Source organism: Streptomyces sp. NBC_00454 (assembly GCF_041434015.1).
In the GTDB taxonomy this organism is placed as follows: domain Bacteria; phylum Actinomycetota; class Actinomycetes; order Streptomycetales; family Streptomycetaceae; genus Streptomyces.
The window spans coordinates 4,241,832-4,259,806 of record NZ_CP107907.1 but is presented as its reverse complement, the minus strand read 5'-3'; the positions used below and the strand labels follow the sequence as shown (position 1 = coordinate 4,259,806).

At 71.8% G+C, this 17,975-nt stretch carries 17 protein-coding genes; 7 read left to right on the top strand and 10 right to left on the bottom strand.

The window, feature by feature from the left end; translation table 11 throughout:
* The first annotated feature begins 43 nt into the window (after positions 1 to 43).
* Positions 44 to 1,549: a SulP family inorganic anion transporter gene (locus tag OHU74_RS19780; RefSeq protein WP_371619738.1), complete on the top strand. Its 1,506-nt coding sequence runs from the start codon at positions 44 to 46 to the stop codon at positions 1,547 to 1,549.
* Positions 1,550 to 1,562: 13 nt separating this feature from the next.
* On the opposite strand, the gene OHU74_RS19775 is transcribed toward OHU74_RS19780, so the two are convergent.
* The 3 genes from OHU74_RS19775 to OHU74_RS19765 form a co-directional block, all read right to left on the bottom strand.
* Positions 1,563 to 2,045 (bottom strand): SRPBCC domain-containing protein, encoded by a 483-nt coding sequence (locus OHU74_RS19775; protein ID WP_371617149.1) that lies wholly within the window; start codon positions 2,043 to 2,045, stop codon positions 1,563 to 1,565.
* A gap of 174 nt (positions 2,046 to 2,219) precedes the next feature.
* The gene (locus tag OHU74_RS19770) at positions 2,220 to 2,447 is read right to left on the bottom strand and encodes a hypothetical protein (RefSeq protein WP_371617148.1); all 228 of its coding nucleotides are present in this window, start codon (positions 2,445 to 2,447) and stop codon (positions 2,220 to 2,222) included.
* A 308-nt stretch (positions 2,448 to 2,755) separates the two neighbouring features.
* Positions 2,756 to 2,893, bottom strand: a complete 138-nt coding sequence (locus tag OHU74_RS19765; RefSeq protein ID WP_371617147.1) for a hypothetical protein — start codon at positions 2,891 to 2,893, stop codon at positions 2,756 to 2,758.
* 61 nt (positions 2,894 to 2,954) lie between these two features.
* Between OHU74_RS19765 and OHU74_RS19760 the strand changes: the two genes are divergently transcribed.
* The 3 genes from OHU74_RS19760 to OHU74_RS19750 all read left to right on the top strand — a co-directional run bounded on the left by OHU74_RS19760 (position 2,955) and on the right by OHU74_RS19750 (position 5,874).
* On the top strand, positions 2,955 to 3,950 hold the full coding sequence (locus tag OHU74_RS19760) for a GlxA family transcriptional regulator (protein ID WP_371617146.1): 996 nt from the start codon (positions 2,955 to 2,957) through the stop codon (positions 3,948 to 3,950).
* A 55-nt stretch (positions 3,951 to 4,005) separates the two neighbouring features.
* Positions 4,006 to 4,758, top strand: a complete 753-nt coding sequence (locus tag OHU74_RS19755; RefSeq protein ID WP_371617145.1) for an MBL fold metallo-hydrolase — start codon at positions 4,006 to 4,008, stop codon at positions 4,756 to 4,758.
* Between the two features lie 123 nt (positions 4,759 to 4,881).
* The gene (locus OHU74_RS19750) at positions 4,882 to 5,874 is read left to right on the top strand and encodes an FAD-dependent oxidoreductase (protein WP_371617144.1); all 993 of its coding nucleotides are present in this window, start codon (positions 4,882 to 4,884) and stop codon (positions 5,872 to 5,874) included.
* 11 nt (positions 5,875 to 5,885) lie between these two features.
* Here OHU74_RS19750 and OHU74_RS19745 read toward each other — a convergent pair whose 3' ends face one another.
* On the bottom strand, positions 5,886 to 7,331 hold the full coding sequence (locus OHU74_RS19745; protein ID WP_371617143.1) for an NB-ARC domain-containing protein: 1,446 nt from the start codon (positions 7,329 to 7,331) through the stop codon (positions 5,886 to 5,888).
* Between the two features lie 184 nt (positions 7,332 to 7,515).
* Here OHU74_RS19745 and OHU74_RS19740 point away from each other — a divergent pair, with 184 nt between their 5' ends.
* Positions 7,516 to 10,545, top strand: a complete 3,030-nt coding sequence (locus OHU74_RS19740) for a BTAD domain-containing putative transcriptional regulator (RefSeq protein ID WP_371617142.1) — start codon at positions 7,516 to 7,518, stop codon at positions 10,543 to 10,545.
* 98 nt (positions 10,546 to 10,643) lie between these two features.
* On the opposite strand, the gene OHU74_RS19735 is transcribed toward OHU74_RS19740, so the two are convergent.
* The 4 genes from OHU74_RS19735 to OHU74_RS19720 form a co-directional block, all read right to left on the bottom strand.
* Positions 10,644 to 10,799 (bottom strand): hypothetical protein, encoded by a 156-nt coding sequence (locus OHU74_RS19735; RefSeq protein ID WP_371617141.1) that lies wholly within the window; start codon positions 10,797 to 10,799, stop codon positions 10,644 to 10,646.
* A gap of 198 nt (positions 10,800 to 10,997) precedes the next feature.
* On the bottom strand, positions 10,998 to 11,360 hold the full coding sequence (locus OHU74_RS19730) for a hypothetical protein (RefSeq protein WP_371617140.1): 363 nt from the start codon (positions 11,358 to 11,360) through the stop codon (positions 10,998 to 11,000).
* Positions 11,361 to 11,512: 152 nt separating this feature from the next.
* Positions 11,513 to 12,550: a 3-dehydroquinate synthase gene (locus OHU74_RS19725; protein ID WP_371617139.1), complete on the bottom strand. Its 1,038-nt coding sequence runs from the start codon at positions 12,548 to 12,550 to the stop codon at positions 11,513 to 11,515.
* A 42-nt stretch (positions 12,551 to 12,592) separates the two neighbouring features.
* Complete coding sequence (locus tag OHU74_RS19720) at positions 12,593 to 13,420, bottom strand: lantibiotic dehydratase C-terminal domain-containing protein (protein WP_371617138.1); 828 nt, start codon at positions 13,418 to 13,420, stop codon at positions 12,593 to 12,595.
* 224 nt (positions 13,421 to 13,644) lie between these two features.
* Between OHU74_RS19720 and OHU74_RS19715 the strand changes: the two genes are divergently transcribed.
* Together OHU74_RS19715 and aroD are read left to right on the top strand one after the other, a co-directional pair.
* Positions 13,645 to 14,592 (top strand): ROK family protein, encoded by a 948-nt coding sequence (locus OHU74_RS19715; RefSeq protein WP_371617137.1) that lies wholly within the window; start codon positions 13,645 to 13,647, stop codon positions 14,590 to 14,592.
* A gap of 100 nt (positions 14,593 to 14,692) precedes the next feature.
* Positions 14,693 to 15,439: a type I 3-dehydroquinate dehydratase gene (gene aroD, locus OHU74_RS19710; protein WP_371617136.1), complete on the top strand. Its 747-nt coding sequence runs from the start codon at positions 14,693 to 14,695 to the stop codon at positions 15,437 to 15,439.
* Positions 15,440 to 15,525: 86 nt separating this feature from the next.
* Here the strand turns inward: aroD and OHU74_RS19705 are convergent, their stop codons facing one another.
* Both OHU74_RS19705 and OHU74_RS19700 read right to left on the bottom strand, forming a co-directional pair.
* Positions 15,526 to 16,317, bottom strand: coding sequence for an arylamine N-acetyltransferase (locus OHU74_RS19705; RefSeq protein ID WP_371617135.1), 792 nt, complete (start codon positions 16,315 to 16,317; stop codon positions 15,526 to 15,528).
* Positions 16,318 to 16,533: 216 nt separating this feature from the next.
* A complete protein-coding gene (locus OHU74_RS19700; RefSeq protein ID WP_371617134.1) occupies positions 16,534 to 17,961 on the bottom strand; it encodes an MFS transporter in 1,428 nt (475 codons plus the stop codon).
* Positions 17,962 to 17,975: the final 14 nt, after the last annotated feature.

Below are 17,975 nucleotides of genomic sequence, written 5' to 3'. Positions count from 1 at the left end.
CCTGCCGGTTGGGGTGCGCCCGAGCCCGAGGTTCGTGGCTGTCTTGTCCTTCTCCTTCGCCTCCCTGCCCTCACGTCTTCGTCGGCCGGCGCCGACCGGGTGGCTGTCGCCGAAGGTGCTGCGGACCGAGGTGCTGGGCGGTCTGGTGGTCGCGCTGGCGCTGATTCCCGAGGCGATCTCCTTCTCCGTCATCGCCGGGGTGGATCCGGCGATCGGGCTGTTCTCCTCGTTCACCATGGCCGTGGTCATCTCGGTCGTGGGCGGGCGGCCGGCGATGATCTCGGCCGCGACGGGTGCCGTGGCGCTCGTGATCGCGCCGCTGAACCGGGAGCACGGGCTGGGCTACCTGGTCGCCGCGGTGATCCTCGGCGGCGTCTTCCAGATCGTGCTCGGGGCGCTCGGGGTGGCGAAGCTGATCCGGTTCGTACCGCGTTCGGTGATGGTCGGCTTCGTCAACTCCCTCGCCATCCTCGTCTTCATGGCGCAGGTCCCCGAGATGCGGGACGTGCCGTGGGCCGTCTACCCGCTGCTCGCCGGCGGGCTGGGGCTGATGGTGTTCTTCCCGAAGGTCACCAGGGCGGTTCCGGCCCCGCTGGTGTCCATCGTCATCCTCACCTCGGTCACCGTGGCCGCGGGGATCGCGGTGCCGACCGTCGGGGACAAGGGCGCGCTGCCGTCCTCGCTGCCGGTTCCCGGCCTTCCGGACGTGCCGTTCACGCTGGACACGCTGGCGCTCGTAGCCCCGTACGCCCTGGCCATGGCGGTGGTGGGGCTGATGGAGTCGCTGATGACGGCGAAGCTGGTCGACGAGATCACCGACACGCGGTCGAGCAAGACGCGCGAGTCCGTGGGCCAGGGCATCGCGAACATCGTCACCGGGTTCTTCGGCGGCATGGGCGGCTGCGCGATGATCGGCCAGACGATGATCAACGTGAAGGTCTCGGGCGCCCGGACGCGGCTGTCGACCTTCCTCGCCGGGGTTCTGCTGATGGTGCTGTGCATCGTCTTCGGGCCGGTGGTCTCCGACATTCCGATGGCGGCGCTCGTGGCCGTCATGGTGATGGTCTGCTTCGCGACCTTCGACTGGCACTCCATCGCACCGAAGACGCTGCGGCGCATGCCGGCCGGCGAGATCACCGTCATGGTGCTGACCGTGGCCTGTGTGGTGGCCACCCACAACCTCGCCGTCGGCGTCGTCGCCGGGTCGGTCACCGCGATGGTCGTCTTCGCCAAGCGGGTCGCGCACCTGGTGAACGTCACCTCCGTCCTCGATCCGGACGGCGGCCAGGTCGTCTACTGCGTCACCGGCGCTCTCTTCTTCGCCTCGTCCAACGATCTGGTCGGGCAGTTCGACTACGCGGGCGACCCCGGCAAGGTCGTCATCGACCTGTCCGGCGCCCACATCTGGGACGCGTCCTCCGTCGCGGCGCTCGACGCCGTCGAGGAGAAGTACCGCCGGCGGGGCAAGAGCGTCGAGATCACGGGCCTGAACGAGCACAGCTCCCGCCTGCACGGAACCCTCAGCGGCGAGCTGTCAGCGGGTCAGTGAGAGGGCGCGGGCCTCAGTGAGAGGGCGCGGGCTGCCGCATCCACGCGTCCGGGCCGGGGTCGCCGCCTTCGGCGCGGAGCGCGAGGCGGTCGACGTAGTGCTGCCAGCCCTCCGCGTGCGCCTCGCACGCCTCGGAGGACGGCAGGCCGCTGTGGACGAGGTGGAGGAGGGTGCCCTCGGCCGCGGGTTCGAGGGTGATCTCCACCGTGGTGGATCCGGCTGCGACGCTCATCCCGCCCTCCTCCCAGCCCCAGGTGAAGACGAGCCGCTCGGGCGGGTCGATGGTGAGGAAGCGGCCTGAGGCGACGTGCTCACCGGTGACCCGGGTGCGGTACGGGCCTCCGGGCTCGAAGGAGAACGTACCGTCGGCCCCCATCCAGGACAGCCACTTCTCCCGGTCGGTGAAGAAGCCGAAGACGGTTTCGGGGCGGGCCCCGATGCGGCGCTCCAGCCGGACGGTGTCCATCGGGGTCTCGGGGGTCGCGGGGCTCGTCATGGGGTGCTCTCGCTCCGTTCGGCCTCTTCGGCCAGCCGGGCCAGGGTGTCGAGCCTGGCGTCGCTTCGTCCCGTCCTTCCGCAGGGTAACCAGGCCGGTGTCCCTCAGCACCTTCGGATGGGCCGGGCGGCGGGGCGGGGGTGCAGGGCCCCGCCGCCCGCCGTCGCTGTCACGTCACCGGGTGCGGAGCTTGGTGGTGAAGACCCGGTTGGCGACGTTCTCGCCGAGGGTCAGGCCGTCTGTGGCGTCCCACGGGTAGTGGACGCCGAGCCGGATGCGGCTGTCGGCGTCCTCCTTGGCGGCGGCGCTGAAGCTGGTGAAGTGGCGCTGCTCGACCGGGGCGTTCGGCTCGTCGGTGGTGAGGTCGAAGGCGATGGTGTCGCTGCCGAAGCAGCGCTTCACGACTCCCGCCCAGGCGGCGCCGAAGGAGGCGTGGCCGGAGACGTAGGCGGGGAATCTGGCCCGGGGGCTTGTACGTACCGTCGTTGTCGTTGGCCCAGAACCAGGCCGCGTTGAACTGGTCCGCGGTCCGGCCGATCACCGGCGTGGCTGCGGTGGGGGCGGCCGCGCCGGCCTTGCGCACGGTCTCGACCTGGGACTTGTACTCGGGACTCGCCACGAGGTTCTCGTACGTGCCGTACCGGGCGAGCGTGGTGGGCCGGAACTGCGATCCGTCTTGTTGTCCGAACCGTCCCCGGCACGGGCGTTCATCATCTGGCTGACCAACCGCTGACCACGGTGATGTCCAGCAGGTCGCCGCTGGTCGGCTCGGAGCCGAAGCGGTCGCGGAATGGCTGGCCCCGCACGGGTGGAGGCGCGTTCGGGTCGCAGTCGCGGCCAGGCGTCATGGCCGGATCCTGCAGAAGGGTGTCATTGCAGACAGCCGTGCGGGGGACGGATATTGGGGGCATGAACTCAGCTCTCGCCGGGCCCCACGTGGTCGTGTTCGCGATGTTCCCCGGTATCGACGCACTCGATGTGACCGGTCCCGCCGAAGTCTTCGCGATGACGAACCACGTGCTGGCGGGACGCCACCCCGGCTACGAGGTGCACTTCGCCGGTGAACGGATCGGGCCGGTGGCCACGTCCGCCGGGGTGCGGCTGCACGTGGAGGAATCGTTCTCCGCGCAGGGGCTGATCGACACCCTGGTCGTTCCGGGCCGGATCCGGGTGGGCCCGGACGGGCCGGAGCCGCACGTCGACCCCGCGGTGGTCGCGTGGGTGGGCCGGGCGGGGGCCGGGGCCGGGCGCGTGGCCTCGGTGTGCGTGGGCGCCCACGTGACGGCGGCCGCCGGACTGCTCGACGGGCACCGCGCGACGACCCACTGGGCGACCGCCGCACGGCTCGCGGCCGACCATCCGGCCGTGGAGGTCGACCCCGATCCCATCTTCATCAGGTCGGGGCGGATGTGGACGAGCGCGGGCATCACCTCGTCCATGGACCTGGCCCTGGCGCTGGTGGCCGAGGACCACGGCGACGAAACGGCGCTACGGGTCGCCCGCGTCATGGTCATGTACCTCCAGCGGCCCGGCAGTCAGAGCCAGTTCAGCGTCCCCCTGTCCACGCCCGCCGGCAGCCGCGAGGACCTGCGGGAGCTGCGCCGCTGGATCGGCGAGCACCTGGACTCCGATCTGTCGGTGCCCGCGCTCGCCCTGCGGATGTCGATGAGCGAGCGGCACTTCGCCCGGGTCTTCCGCGCCGAGACCGGCTCCACGCCGGGGGCCTTCGTCGAAAGCATGCGACTGGAGGCGGCCCGGCGGCTCCTGGAGCGCACCTCGCGGCTGGCCCCCGACATCGCGCGTGCCTGCGGGTTCGGCTCCGTGGAGTCCTTGCACCGCGCCTTCCGCGACCGTCTGAACACCTCTCCCGGCGAATACCGCAGCCGGTTCCGCACCGCCGCCTGACCATCGGGACTGCCGCACTCAACCCGGCCCCTTCAAAGCTGACTTGGAGCACACCGTGAAGTTCACCGCCACCCACATCGGCACCGCCACCGTCCTGCTGGAGATCGGCGGGCTGCGCCTGCTGACCGACCCGGCCTTCGATCCCGCGCCCGCCGAGTACCGCATGGGCCCGGTCGTCCTGCAGTCCACCGCGGGCCCGGCGGTCGCCATCGAGGACCTTCCGGAGATCGACGCGGTCCTGCTCAGCCACGACGACCACCCCGACAACCTGGACGCCACCGGGCGCACCCTGCTCCCCGGCCGCCCCGTCCTGACCACCGAGAGCGGCGCCGGCCGGCTGGGCGGGCAGGCGGTCGGGCTCGCGCCCTGGGCCACGTACGAACTGACCGTGCGCGGGACCACCTTGCGGATCACCGCCACCCCGGGGGTGCACGGCCCGGTCGGCGACGTCATCGGCTTCGTGATCGAGATGGAGGGCGAGGACGAGGCCCTCTACATCTCCGGGGACACCGTCTACACCGCCGAACTCGACGAGATAGCACGCCGGTTCACCATCGGCACCGCCCTGCTCCACCTCGGCGCCGCCCGCATCGACGCCTTCGGGGGCGGCCGGCTCATCACCATGGACGCCGTCCAGGGCGCGGCCCTGACCCGCTCGCTCGGCGCCCACACCGCCGTCCCCCTCCACTACACCTCGTGGGAGCACTTCACCGAGGACCGCGACCAGGTCACCGCCGCCTTCGAAGCCGCCGGCCTCGCCGCCCACCTCCAGTGGCTGACCCCGGGGTCCCGGCGGACCCTGGGCTGATCCGGTGCGCGGGCACCGCGCCTGCACGGCCGGGGGTTGATTGGCCGGGGCGGGCGGGGGTTCCGGACAACGCGGCGGGCGCTTCCAATGAGGGCGTCGGGGCGTACTGGGACGGGGTGTGCCATGCGGGTGACCGTGGTGGGTGGTGGAGTGGTCGCGCTGATCACCGCCGTGGAGTGCGTGCTCTCCGGACACCAGGTCGCCGTGGTGGATCAGGGGCCGCTGCCCGCCGGCCGGGGCGCCTCCTCCGGGCGGCGCCGCATCACCGCCGCCCTCGATCCCGCGGACCCCTCGGCCACCTCGGCCGGGCTACGGGCGCAGGAGCGCTGGGGGGTGCTCGAAGGGCTCCTCGGTACCCGGTTCCACGAGCGGGTGGGTGCCCTGACCCTGCTGCCGGAACCCGCGGTGGGGCCGGCCGCGCAGAGCGTCGGATCAGCCGGCGGAGCGGTGCGGGCGCTCGCCGCGGACGAACTGGCCGGGCGGTATCCCCAGCTGCGCCTCGACGGCGGGCTGGGCGGGGTGCTGGAGGAACGGGCCGGGGTGCTGCTCACCGACCGGGTCGCGGCCGCCGCCGTCGGATGGCTGCGCTGGCAGCCCGGTGTGGAACTGCACCCGTACCGTCCGGTGGCCTCGGTGGACGGCGAGAGCGGGAGCGTCCGGCTGGTCAACGGCGAGGTGCTGCGCGGTGACGCGGTGCTGGTGGTGGCCGGGGCCCGGTCCCGGTCCCGGGGGCTGCTGCCGCCCGTGGTGAACGAAGGGGCGGCCCTGCGCCGTCGGACCCTGGTGTCCTGTCGCGTCCCGCGCGGCCACGCCGCCGCCTGGGCACGCGGCCCCGCGGTCCTCGTACCGGGCCTGGGCATCGGGCTCGTCCCGCCGGTGGCCGGCTCCGCGCTCCTGGTGGATGCGGACGGGGCTGCGGAACGTGCGGACGGCGGGCTGCTGCCCGGGTTCGGGCCGGACTGGATCATCGGCGCGGAGTACCGCCACGGCTGCGATTCCCCCGTGCTGTCCGCGCCGCTCGTCGCGCGTGAGCTGGTGGATCGGCTCGCCGTTCCCGTTCCCGTTCCCCTTCCTACTCCCGTTCCCGTTCCCGTTCCTGTTCCTGTTCTTCGCTGACCCGTCCCGCATCAGGCCGTCACCAGGCGGAGCGGGCGTTCCTGCGTGCGGTCGTACCGCCCGGTGCTGAGCTTGCGCAGGCCCGCGCCCGTACCCGCTTCCCGGGGGCCCGTGCTCTCCGCCAGGGTGAAGGCGCGGACCAGGGGTGCCATGGCGTACTGGCCGGGCAGGCGGGTGCGTTCCAGCAGGCCGGTTTCGGCGAGCTGGTCGAGCTCGTCCAGTTCGTCGAACTCTTCCAGTTCCTCCAGGAGCTCCTCCAGCGATGTGTCCTGTGCCGCCGCGAAGCGGTGCAGGAGCGGGCGGGAGTGCGCGGGCAGGGCTCCGTAGGCCTCCTCGATCCGGTGGCGCATGCTCTCGTCCCCGATCCTGAGGCGCCCCAGGAGCCGGGCCGGCTCCGTGCCGGTGTCCCCGATCAGCTCGGTCACGGCCTCGTCCAGCAGCCATTCGGGGCGGCCGGCGATGCGGCGGCCCGCCAGGTTGAGGGCGAGCGGCAGGTCTCCGCAGGCCTCCGCCAGGCGCAGGGCGGCGGCCGGGGCCGCGCCGAGGCGGTCGGCGCCGATCAGCTCGGCGAGGAGTTCCACCGACTCGTCCCGCTCGAGCGCCGGGAGCCGCAGGCCGCGGGTTCCGTCCAGGCCGAGCAGCCGGGAGCGGCTGGTGAGGATGATCCGGCTCTCGGAGCCGATGTCGAGCAGTTCCCGTACCTGTCCCTCGTGGCGTACGCCGTCCAGCAGGATCAGCACCCGCCGCCGGGCCAGCACCGAGCGGTACAGACCGAACCGCTGCCCGGCGTCCTGCGGAACGGCGTCCGCGGGGATGCCCAGGGCGCCGAGGAATCCGGCCGCGATGTCGGAGGCGCCTCGGCCCTGGGCCTCGGCCAGGCCGAAGTCCGCGTAGAGCTGCCCGTCGGGCAGGCCGGCGGCCAGTTCGTGGGCCAGGCGCAGCGCGAAGCGGGAGGCGCCCGCGCCGAGCTGCCCGCTGATCACCAGCGGGGCCACCGGGTCCGCGCCGGGTGCGGTGAGCGCCCTGGCCTCCTGGAGCTGCCGGGTCCGTCCGGCCAGCGGCCTTATTTCCCGGGGGAGTTGGGTGGGCACGGGGGTCAGGGACCGTACGGCTGCCGCGTGCAGTTCGGCTTCCTGGCGCTGTGCGGCCTTGGCGGCCGTCGGCCGGGAAGGGGCATGCTGCGGCTCGGCGCCCTCGGCTTCGGCCACCTCGCGCCAGCGGCGTTCCCAGGCGAGGCGGTCGCCGCCGCAGGCCTCCGCGAAGGCCAGGGCGACCTGGAGGGTCGGCAGGCGGTATCCGGCCGCCGCATCGGAGAGCACGGTGGAGGAGAACAGCGCGGTTCTGGCCATCTCGCGATAGCTGGGACTGCCTGCTGCGGCCCTGAGCCGGCGTAGCTCACGGGCGAAGGCGGTCGCAGGTCCGGCATCCGGATCCAGCGGCTTTTCCGGTCTGCCCACGCTGTCCTCCTTATGCGGTGGAGATGGAAGCTGATGTACTCCTGCACTGTGTCCGCGGCCCTTCCCGATCCCCTCCCGCCCCGGTACCGCCCACAGGGGAACGGGCTATGATCCCCGAGGGTCAAGGCTTCGACCTGGGGTTTTGTATTGGGGGCGCCTGAGATGGCGGGGAGCTAGGGGTGCAATGGGCGAAAGCATCGGAAATCATCCACGTTTCAACATCCTCGGTCCGCTAGAGGGCTGGGACAGGGAAACGAGGCTTAGGCTCGGGGGGGCCATCCAGGAACGCATCCTGGGAACACTGCTGCTCGAACCGGGCAAAGTACTGACGGTTTCCCGTCTCGTGGAAGCCGCTTGGGAAGAAGACCCGCCAGCCACGGCCATGCACCAGGTGCGCAAGGCCGTGGCCGATCTGCGTAGGCGCATCCCCGACGGCGCGGCCGTCATCGTCACCGACGGGCCCGGATACCGGGTGGCCATCTCCGACGGGCAGCTGGACCTGACGGACTTCGGCTCCGGAGTGCGCGAGGCCAAGGCCGCCGCCGCCGAGGGCCGGACCGCCGAAGCCGCGGAGCTGCTGCGCTCCGCCCTCGCCCTGTGGCGCGGCCCCGTCCTGGCCGGCGCCGGCGGCCCGGTCATCGAAGCGGCGGCGGCAGCCCTGGAGGAACGCCGGCTGACGGCGGCCGAGCAGTTGTGCGAGCTGCGCCTCGCCCTGGGCGAGAGCGCCGAGCTCGTCGTCGACCTGCGCGGGCTGGTATCCCAGTACCCGCTGCGGGAAACCCTGCGCTGCCAGCTGATGCTCGCGCTGTACCGCTCGGGACGCCAGGCCGAGGCCCTGGAGGAGTACGGAAAGGTCCGCGAGCTGCTCGTCGAGGAGCTCGGAATCGATCCGGGCCCCCAGCTGACCAAGGTGTACGAGGGCATCCTGCGGGAGAGCCCCGAGCTGGCCGCACCCGCCGTGGCCGCCCCGGCTCCGGCCCCCGCACCGCCGGCCCCCGCGCAGGCCGAGCCGCCCTGCACGCTGCCGTACGACCTCTCCGACTTCACCGGCCGCGACAAGGAACTCGCCCAGCTGCTCGAATGCAGGGCCGAGACCGCCGGGCAGCGCACCCGGGTCGTGGCGATCGACGGCATGGGCGGCAGCGGCAAGACCGCGCTGGCGGTACGGGCCGCGCACCGGCTGGCCTCCGACTATCCGGACGGGCAGCTCCACATCGACCTGCGCGGATTCACCTCCGGCGAGCAGCCCGTCACGGCGGGCACGGCCCTCGACAGCCTGCTGCGCTCGCTGGGCATCCCCGGCGAGCGGATCCCCGACGACGCCGAGGCCCGCAGCGCCCTGTGGCGGGCGACCCTCGCCAACAAGCGGCTGCTCCTCCTCCTCGACAACACCGTCGACGCGGCCGAGATCAGGCCGCTGCTCCCGGCCTCGCCCGGCTGCCTGGTGCTGATCACCAGCCGGGCCCGCCTCGTGGACCTGGACGGGGCCGAGTGGATCTCCATCGGCCTGATGCCGCCCGAGGAGAGCGGCCGGCTGATCGCGGAGACCCTCGGCGAGCAGCGGGTCAAGGCCGAACCGGAGGCGGCCGCCGAACTGGCCCAGCTGTGCGGGCACCTGCCGCTCGCACTGCGGATCGCCACCGCCCGGCTGCGCAACCGTCCGCGGTGGACCCTCCAGTACCTGGTCACCCGGCTCCAGGACGAGACCCGTCGGCTCGACGAGCTGAGCGCGGGCGAGCGGAGCGTGGCCGCGACCCTGCGGCTGTCCTACCAGGTGATGGACGAGGACTGCCGCACGGCGTTCCGGGTCCTGGCGCTGCATCCGGGGGCCGCGCTCGACGTCTACTCGGCAGCCGCCCTGACCGGGACGTGCACCCGGGACGCCGAGGACCTGCTCGAATTCCTGCTGGACATGCACCTGCTCCAGCAGCCCGAGATCGGCCTGTACGGATTCCACGACCTGGTACGGAGCTTCGCGCACAGCCTGCAGACCCCGGACACGGACAAATCCGACGCGACGGCCTACGTACGCCTGCTCGACTACTACCTCCTGGCCACCGACGCTGCGTGCACGGTGCTGTTCCCCGGACGGCGTCAGCAAGAGACCGGAATGCAGCCCTCCCCGGCCGAACTGCCCCCGCTCAAGGAGGTCCGGCTCGCCAGCCGTTGGTTCACCCGGGAGCACACGGGGCTGCTGGCTTCCGTGGCCGGGGCCGACCGGATGGGCCACGACCGGCACGCGGTCCACCTGACCCGGAACATCATCTTCGCGCTGTACGAGGGCGGGCACTTCGAGGAGTTCAGAGCGCTGGGCCGGATCGCCGTCGGCGCCGCCCGCCGCCTGGGAGACCCGATGCTCCTGGGGGTGGCGCTGTCCAACCTGGGGATCTCCTGCTGGAAGCTCGGCCGCTTCGCCGAGGGCATCGAGGTCGCGCAGGAGAGCCTGGACCTGGCCGTCCGCCTCGACCTACGGGCGACCCAGGCTCACAGCCACGGCACCCTGGGCCTGCTCAAGCTGATGTTGGGGCGGATGCCCGAGTCCCTGATGCACATGGAAACGGCGATCGCCCTCGAACAGGAGCTGGGGGAAGCGGGGCAGGAGGCCGAGAGCCAGAGCGTGTTGAGCACGCTCTACATGGAGTGGGGCCGCTACCCCGAGGCGGCCGCGGCGGCCCGGCGGGCCCTGGAGCTCAACCGCCAGCGGGGCCACCGGCGGCACGAATCGGCGGCCCTGGTCGACCTGGCCTTCGCCCACACGGGACTGGGCGAGGACGCCCGAGCACTGGAGCTCCTGAACGAGGCGCGCGATCTGTGCGACCCCAGCGCCCGGCAGGAGGACCTCGCCCTGATCCTGGCCCTGTCCGCCGACGTCGGCTACCGGCTCGGCCGGGAGGAGCAGTCCCGCAGGGACGCCGCGCACGCGCTGGAGCTGGCCCGCGACTCAGGGGTCCCGGTCCGGCAGGCGAAGATCGAGAACATCCTCGGCGCCTACCAGCGGCGCGGAGGGGCTCACGAGACGGCCATGGAACTGCACGCGAACGCGTACCGGATCGCCTCGGCGATCCACTTCCGCACCGAGGAGGCCCACGCCCTGCACGGGATGGCCGAAGCGGCCCGGGCCCTGGGCCACGAGAAGACGGCCGACCGGCACCACGCCGCCGCGACCGAGCTGTTCGAGGCCATGGACCTGCCCTTACACCGCCGCTCCCGCTGATCTGCAGTGCCCGGCGAAACAGGGCGCCCCGTACCGGATGCCGGTACGGGGCGTATGTGTTCGGGGTCAAGATCGCCGGAGCGACCGGACCACCCGAATCACGGGGTGGGGGCGTGCGGGCCCTTGTCCTCGGCGAGCACGTGGTGGCCCGTGTCCTGGTTCGCAGCGCCGCTGTCCGTCCCGACCGTCGCGCCCAGACCCAGCATCAGAGCCATCGCGAAAATCCCACCCAGTACGGCCAGCTTGCTGCCCATTTTCCCGCCCCGTTCGTTCGTTTTCGTGCCGTCGTGTTGACAGGACTGACTCTGTCCGCGGCCGTTCCCGAACGGTTCCCCCCGCGTTACCGGCCTGACGGTAACGCGGGAACAACAGTGACTACCATGCGTCACGGAGCCAATTGCCGTTTGTTTCAAGCCAGTTGATGGCAGCTATGTGTCATCTATATGGCTTGATCAGGATGTACGTGCCACTCGGCAGGAAGTGATCTGCGGACCTCGCGGGGTCAGGACCACTCGGGTGTGGGCGGTTCCCTCGTCATGACCAGCGAGATCGAGCAGGGCGCGGACCACCGACCGCAGGAGCACCCGCTCCTCCTCGCTGGGCGGGGTGTCGGCGGCGATCCCCACGACCGTGTGCATACCGGCCTCCGTAAGGGTCTCGACCTCGTAGCCGGGCCCGTCGAGCGGCTCCGGCACGTGGTACGGCCCCGGGTGTCCGCCGTCCGCGAGGCGCTCGGCCGACGGCTCGACGGTGGACAGCTCGCGCAGCAGCCGGGACAGCTCCCGCTGGTCGTTCAGGTCCGGGTCATGGTTCACAGAAAACTCCTCAGTCGATCAACTGCGCTGAGAGTCCCGCTCCGTCCTCCCGTTTCCGTCCCGGCACGTTCCCGTCTGCGACCACATCGCCGACCGCCGTGTCAAGGGGCACCCCGGGCACGGCGGAGCTCCGGGCCGGCCCGGGGGTGCCCTCAGTGCTCGCGCTCCATCGCGTCCAGCACCCCGGCCACCACCGACTCCGGTACGCCGGAGACCAGTTCGGCCCCGAGGGGTCCGTCCAGGACGAAGGCCAGCCCGCTCGTCGCCTTCTTGTCCAGCCGCATCAGGGCGATGAGTTCCGCCGTTCCCGCCCCGGCGGGAAGCCGGTACGGCAGGTCGTAGGAACGGACGACTTCGAGGTGCTCGGCGACCCGTTCCGGGCCGATCCGGCCCAGCGCCCCGGCCAGCAGGCCCGCGAACACCGTGCCGATGGCCACGCCTTCGCCGTGGCGCAGGGCGAAGTCGGTCGCCCGCTCCAGGGCGTGGCCGAGGGTGTGGCCGTAGTTGAGGATGTGGCGCAGCCCGGTGTCGCGCTCGTCCGCGGCGACGATCTCGGCCTTGCGGGCCACGCTCGCCGCGATCTGCTCCTCCAGCGGCAGCCCGCGCAGGTCACCGGCGCCGATGAAGTTGGCCCGGGCGATCTCGCCGTAGCCGTTGGTCCACTCCCGCTTCGGCAGGGTGTCCAGGTAGTCGGTGTCGCAGAGCACCGCGGAGGGCTGCCAGTACTGCCCGACCAGGTTCTTGCCCTGGGGCAGGTTGACGGCGGTCTTCCCGCCGACGCTCGCGTCCACCTGCGCCAGCAGGGTCGTGGGCAGGTGGATCACCGGAAGGCCCCGGTGGTAGAGCGCGGCCGCGAGGCCCACCGAGTCGGTGGTGGTGCCTCCTCCCACCGACACGATGGCGTCCGCACGGCTCAGGCCGAACTCCGCGAAGGCCCGGCACATCCGGTCCACGGTGGCGAGGTTCTTGTCCTCCTCGCCGTCGCGCGCCTCCAGGTACAGGGTGGGCACCCCCGTCTCGGGGAGGGTGTCGCGGGGCCGGGCCGAGACCACGGCCACCCGCTGCGCCCCGATCTCGGCGATCTTCTCTGCGAGCAGGTGCCGTACGCCGGAACCGATGTGCACCGGGTACGAACGGTCGCCGAGCTCCACGTCGATCCGTCTGTGGATCCGCGTGTCCGTGGCTGTCACGGTGATTCCCTTTCCGATGGGTCAGTGGGGTCGGACCGGCTGTCAGACCGACTGGAGGACCGGAGTCCTGACGTCCGCGGCGAACGCGGGCAGGGTGGCCCCCGCCGACAGCGCGGCGCGCAGCGCCCGGGCGCCCAGTGCGGCGGTCTCCGTCGGGATGCCGAGCCGGTCGTGGGTGAGCTGGGCGTGGTCGTACAGCAGGAAGTTGACGGGAACGCCGCTGTCCCGCTGGCCCTCGATCACGGAGCGCACGGCGGGCAGGTACTGCTCCCAGACGCCTCCGTCCACGGCGGGAAGGCCGTTGAGGAGGGTGACGGCGTACCCGTCGGCCTCGGAGGCCAGCTGGACGCGGCCGGCCGGGCTCAGCTCCTCGGTGCCGAACTGCCAGAAGTGGAACAGGAACGCGCCCCGGTCCGCGGGAGCCATCAGCGCGCACAGGTGCCACAGGTGCAGGGTCGCCAGCGTGAGGCGGTCCCGCGGGTCCAGCCCGCCTTCCTGGAGCAGGGCCAGGGCGAACTCGCTGGACTCGGTGGCGAGCCGGTCGGCCAGCCGGATGGTCTGGCTGGTGCAGTACTTGGCGGTCGGCGGGTCGTACTGGTCGGTGACGACCGGCCAGTCGTGGGCGGCGGTGTGGGTCCGCAGCCTGTGTTCCAGCTCCTTGAGGACCTCGTGGGTGGAGTGGAACCACAGACCCAGGTTGGAGCCGGCGTTCTCGTCGGGGCGACGGAACTGCCAGTTGCCTTCCGGGTCGGCGGCGCGCAGGTGGCCGGCGAGTTCGGCCACCGCGGCCCCGACCACCCGCGAGGAGTGGTCCTCGCTCCGGTTCCTCAGCGGATTCGGTATGCGGACGAAGAGCCAGTCACGACTCACTTCGGATCACCTCGCGGAGGGAGAAGTCGAATATGCGTGGACCGCCGAGAGTAATGCGCCCGCCTCCCACTGTCCGGGAGCCTGACCAAAGAATTCGAGCCACCCGAAAGAATAGGGATGGATTAGGGGGTGGTCAGGGCGGCTGCCGGCGGATCCTGGGGGAATTACCGCGGACCGACCGGGAAATGGCCGGACAATGGGCCGCCCTGAGTAAATCTCGCGGAATGACGCGATACCTCGGATTGGACGTGGGCGGCACCAAGGTCGCCGTGCGCCTGGAAGGCGGGGAGGGCGACGCCGCCACTGGGTACGAGACCGCCTTCCGGTGGACCCGGGGCGCCGACGTACGGGAGGACATGGCGGCCCTCGCCGCCTGTCTGGAGCGGGTACGGGTCCACGCGGGCGCCCCGGTGACCGCCGCCGGCCTCGCCCTGCCCGTCACCCTCGACCCCTCGGGAACCGTACTGGCCTGGCCCAACCGGCCCGGCTGGACGGGCCTGGACCTGCGTTCCGAACTGCACCGGATGCTGCCCGGCACCGTCATCTGCCACGCCGACGACGGAGACCTGGCCGCGCTGGCCGAGGCCCGCGCCATCGGCTGCGAGAACCTCGTCTACCTGGGCGTCGGCACCGGGATCGGCGGCGGCGTGGTCCTGGGCGGCCGGCTCTGCCCCGGCCCCGCCCGCGGCTCCTGCGAACTGGGCCACCTGGTGGTCGACCGCACCGGCGCCGTGTGCGACTGCGGCCGCCGCGGCTGCGTCCAGGCCTCGGCCTCCGGCCCCGCCATCCTGCGCCGGGCGGCCGTGCTGCGCGGTGCGCCGGTGGAGTACGCCGAACTGTGCGAAGCCTGGGCCGCGGGAACCTCCTGGGCCGAGGCCGCGGTCGACGAGGGCTGCGCCGTCCTCGCCGCGGCCGCGGCCGGCACCGCCGAGCTCTTCCACCAGGAGGTCACCGTGATCGGCGGCGGCTTCGCGGACGGCCTGCCCGGCTTCGTGGAACGCGTGGAACGCCATGCCCGCGGGCTCGTCCGCCCGGGCGGTCCGCAGCCGCGGATCGCCGCCGCCCGCCTGGGCGGCCTGTCCTCCCTGGACGGAGCGGTCCTGCTGGCCCGGGACTCGGCCGAGCGGGCCGACTCCGCGGTCGTCTGGTCGCGGGCGGCCGCAGCCGCCTGACCAGCCCCCTGACCGAAGACCCCCCTGGACGGCCGCCCCCGCGGTCCAGGGGGGTCTTCCTACCTGAGCTCCTGCCACCCATCAACGCAACGCGAAGGCTGTGAAGAAGAAGATGAACACGCTGCGGGCCCTGCTCCGCGCTGACGCCCCCCTGATCGCCGTCAGCTTCAGCGACACCGACAACGACCGCAACGCCCGGGAGGCGAAGGAAGCCGGCATAGACATCGCCGAGCTGCGCATCGACGGCTTCTCCCGCACCGACGAGGACCACGTCTTCGCCCAGGTCCGCGCCTTCGTCTCCGTACCCCTGCTGGCCACGATCCGCTCGGCAGCCGAGGGCGGTGCGTGGGCGGGGACCGAGGAGGAGCGCCTCGCGCTCTTCCGGGCGGTGGCCCCGCACGTCCACGCGGTGGACGTGGAGCTGTCCTCTCGGGAGATCCTGGCCGAGGTGATCGCCGCGGCGCACGAGCACGACACCCTGGCCCTGGTCTCGTTCCACGACTTCGACCGCACCCCGGGGACCGCCGAGCTCGAAGCGGTGGTCGCCGACGCGAAGGCGGCCGGCGCCGACCTCGTCAAGGTGTCCACGATGGCCCGCTCCCCCGAGGACCTCAAGCGGCTCGCCGCGCTGCTGCTGACGGCGGGCGGCGACATCCCCCTGACCGTCATCGCCATGGGCGCGGAGGGCAGCGCCTCGCGCGTGTTCTTCCCCGGTCTCGGTTCGCGGATCACCTACTCCTTCTTCGGGGAGAGCTTCGCCCCGGGCCAGCTCGACTTCGCCGAGACCACCCGGCTGCTGCGCGCCTTCTCCCCCGCCTACGACCGGCGCAGGACCGCACGGGGCTGACCCGGCGCATCCGGAGGGGCGAAAACGGGAGCGGGGCGCACCGGCCAGATCCAGGCCGGTGCGCCCCGCTCCTTCTTCGCCCTCGGTCAGGCGGCCTTGCGCAGGATGGTGTTGACGACGGAGTCGAAGTCGTCGGCCTTGACCAGGACGCGGAACTTCTCGTGGCCGTCCTCGACGGTCAGGCAGCGGCGGCCGACCAGCATGACCGAGCCGTTCTCCAGGGCGCGGGCGCGGATGACCGTGCGGTTGGAGACGAGCTCGCCCGCCCAGTTCCACTCGGGGCTGACCGGCACCGGCTGGGAGGGGTCGCGGTTCCACTCCGAGAGGCTGCGGGCGGTCTGCTTGAAGCGGTAGACGTGGTGCCAGTCCGTCTCGCGGGTCTTGCGCTGGAGGACCTGGTAGCCCTCGTCCTCGACGACGCGGTAGGCGCAGCCGTACTGCTCCTGGACCTCGGCGCTGACCTTGACCGGGTCGATGAACGAGGGGCCGGCGAAGCCGGTGTCGGCCAGCCAGACATCGCCGTCGATGTTCACGCCGATGAAGAGGTGCTCCAGGTCCGGGCCGAACCCGCCGTCCGGGCCGCGCACGCCCGCCGCGAGGATGTCCACGTCGAAGCCCAGGTCCGTGAGGAGCTTGCGGAACAGGCCGCTGAGCTCGAAGCACGTACCGCCGGCGCCGCCGGTGACGATCTCGTCGAAGGACTTGTCCACGTCGATCTCGACGTAGTCCCAGATGTAGTCGCCGCGTTCGGCGTTCACGGAGTTGTCGAACGGGACCGTACGCAGGTGCGCGCTGTGCAGGCTTCGGAGGGTCTCCACGGTGGGCTCAAGGGACCCGGTGTGGCCGAGGTGCGCCAGGTATGCCTCGACGTTATACATGTGCGGCGTCCTTCATTCGTCGATTGATTCCGGCCGAGTGCGACGGCCCTTTGCCTTCGCCAGCAATATTTCCATTCACCAGCACACGGACGACACCCCGCACAACCCCCTATTCGGGAATCCCGCACGGAATCGGAATGCAATTCGCCCCGCCGGAATACCCGGCGGGGCGAATTGCGGATCAGCGGTTTCCCACCGCGGAGGGGGTTACGGGCGTCAGGACGCGGTGACCTTCTCCTTCTCGGCGGCGGCCGCGGCGGCGGGCTCGGCCGCTTCGGCCGGGGCGGCCTGCGTCTTGAGGAAGAAGGCCAGGAACGAACCGGCGATGGCGGCAATGCCGCCGACGAGCGCCGAGTTCTGCAGGCCGTTCAGGACGTCGCCGGCCGCGTTCGAGGCACCTTCGCCGAGGTCGAGGCCCGAGTTGGCGACCGCGATCAGCGCGGCCATGCCCATGCCGCCGCCCAGCTGGGCGATGGTCTGGGTCAGGCCGGAGGCGACACCCTGCTCGTGCGGGGCGGCGTTGGAACCGGCCGCCATGAAGATCGCCGGGTAGAGCATGCCCGCGAACAGGCCCCAGATCAGGACGCCGGGGAGCAGCGGCCAGAAGCTGGTGCTCTCGGACATCGTGAAGGCCAGCACGATCATGGAGGCGCCGAGGCCGGAGAGGCCGCCGAACAGGGCGTAGCGCACGCCCCACTTCTGGACGACGAACGGCAGCAGCTTGCCCGAGCCGAGCATCGCGACGGCGCTCATCGGCAGGAAGGCGAGACCCGCCTGGAGCGGGGAGTAGCCGATGACGGTCTGCAGGTGCACGAAGAAGAGGTAGTTCAGGGTGTTGATGACGCCCTGGAAGACGAAGACGACCAGGATCGCGGTCACCAGGCCGCGGTAGCTCCACATGTGCGCGGGGGCCAGCGGGTCCTTGGTCTTGGCCTCGACGAGGAAGAACAGGACGCCGAGCGCGGCACCGACGCCGAGCGTGGTGATCGTGCTGACGGAGGTCCAGCCGGCCTCGGGGCCGCTGATGAGGCCGTAGACGAGCAGGGTCGAGGCACCGGTGGCGATGAGCGCGCCCGGGATGTCGAACTTGCCGCCGTCACCGGAGCGGACGTCGGGGGCGACGAAGGCGAAGATGCCGACGATCGCGAGGACGCAGAGCGGGATGTTCACGTAGAACACGGAGGCCCAGCCGAGGTAGTCGGTGAGCACGCCGCCGGCCAGGGAGCCGATGATCGAGCCGGAGGCGCCGGCCGAACCCCACAGGGCGTAGGCCTTGTTGCGCTCGGCGCCTTCCTTGAAGGAGCTGTTGATCAGCGACAGGGTCGCGGGGAAGAGCAGCGCGCCGCCCAGGCCCTGGACCACGCGCATCGCGATGAGCAGACCGGGGCTGCCGGCGAGGCCGCCGACCGCGGAGGCGCCGCCGTACAGGGCGAGCGCGAGGACGAGCATCACGCGGGCGCCGAGGCGGTCAACGGCGCGGCCGCCGAAGAGGATCGCACCGCCGAGGCCGACGGCGTAGGCGCTGACGACCCACTGGAGCGACTGGGCGGTGAAGCCGAGGTCCTTGCCGATCTCCGGCAGGGCCACGTAGACGATGTTGTAGTCGATCGAGAAGATCAGCATGCAGAACGCGATGAGGGCCATCGCGATCCCAGGCC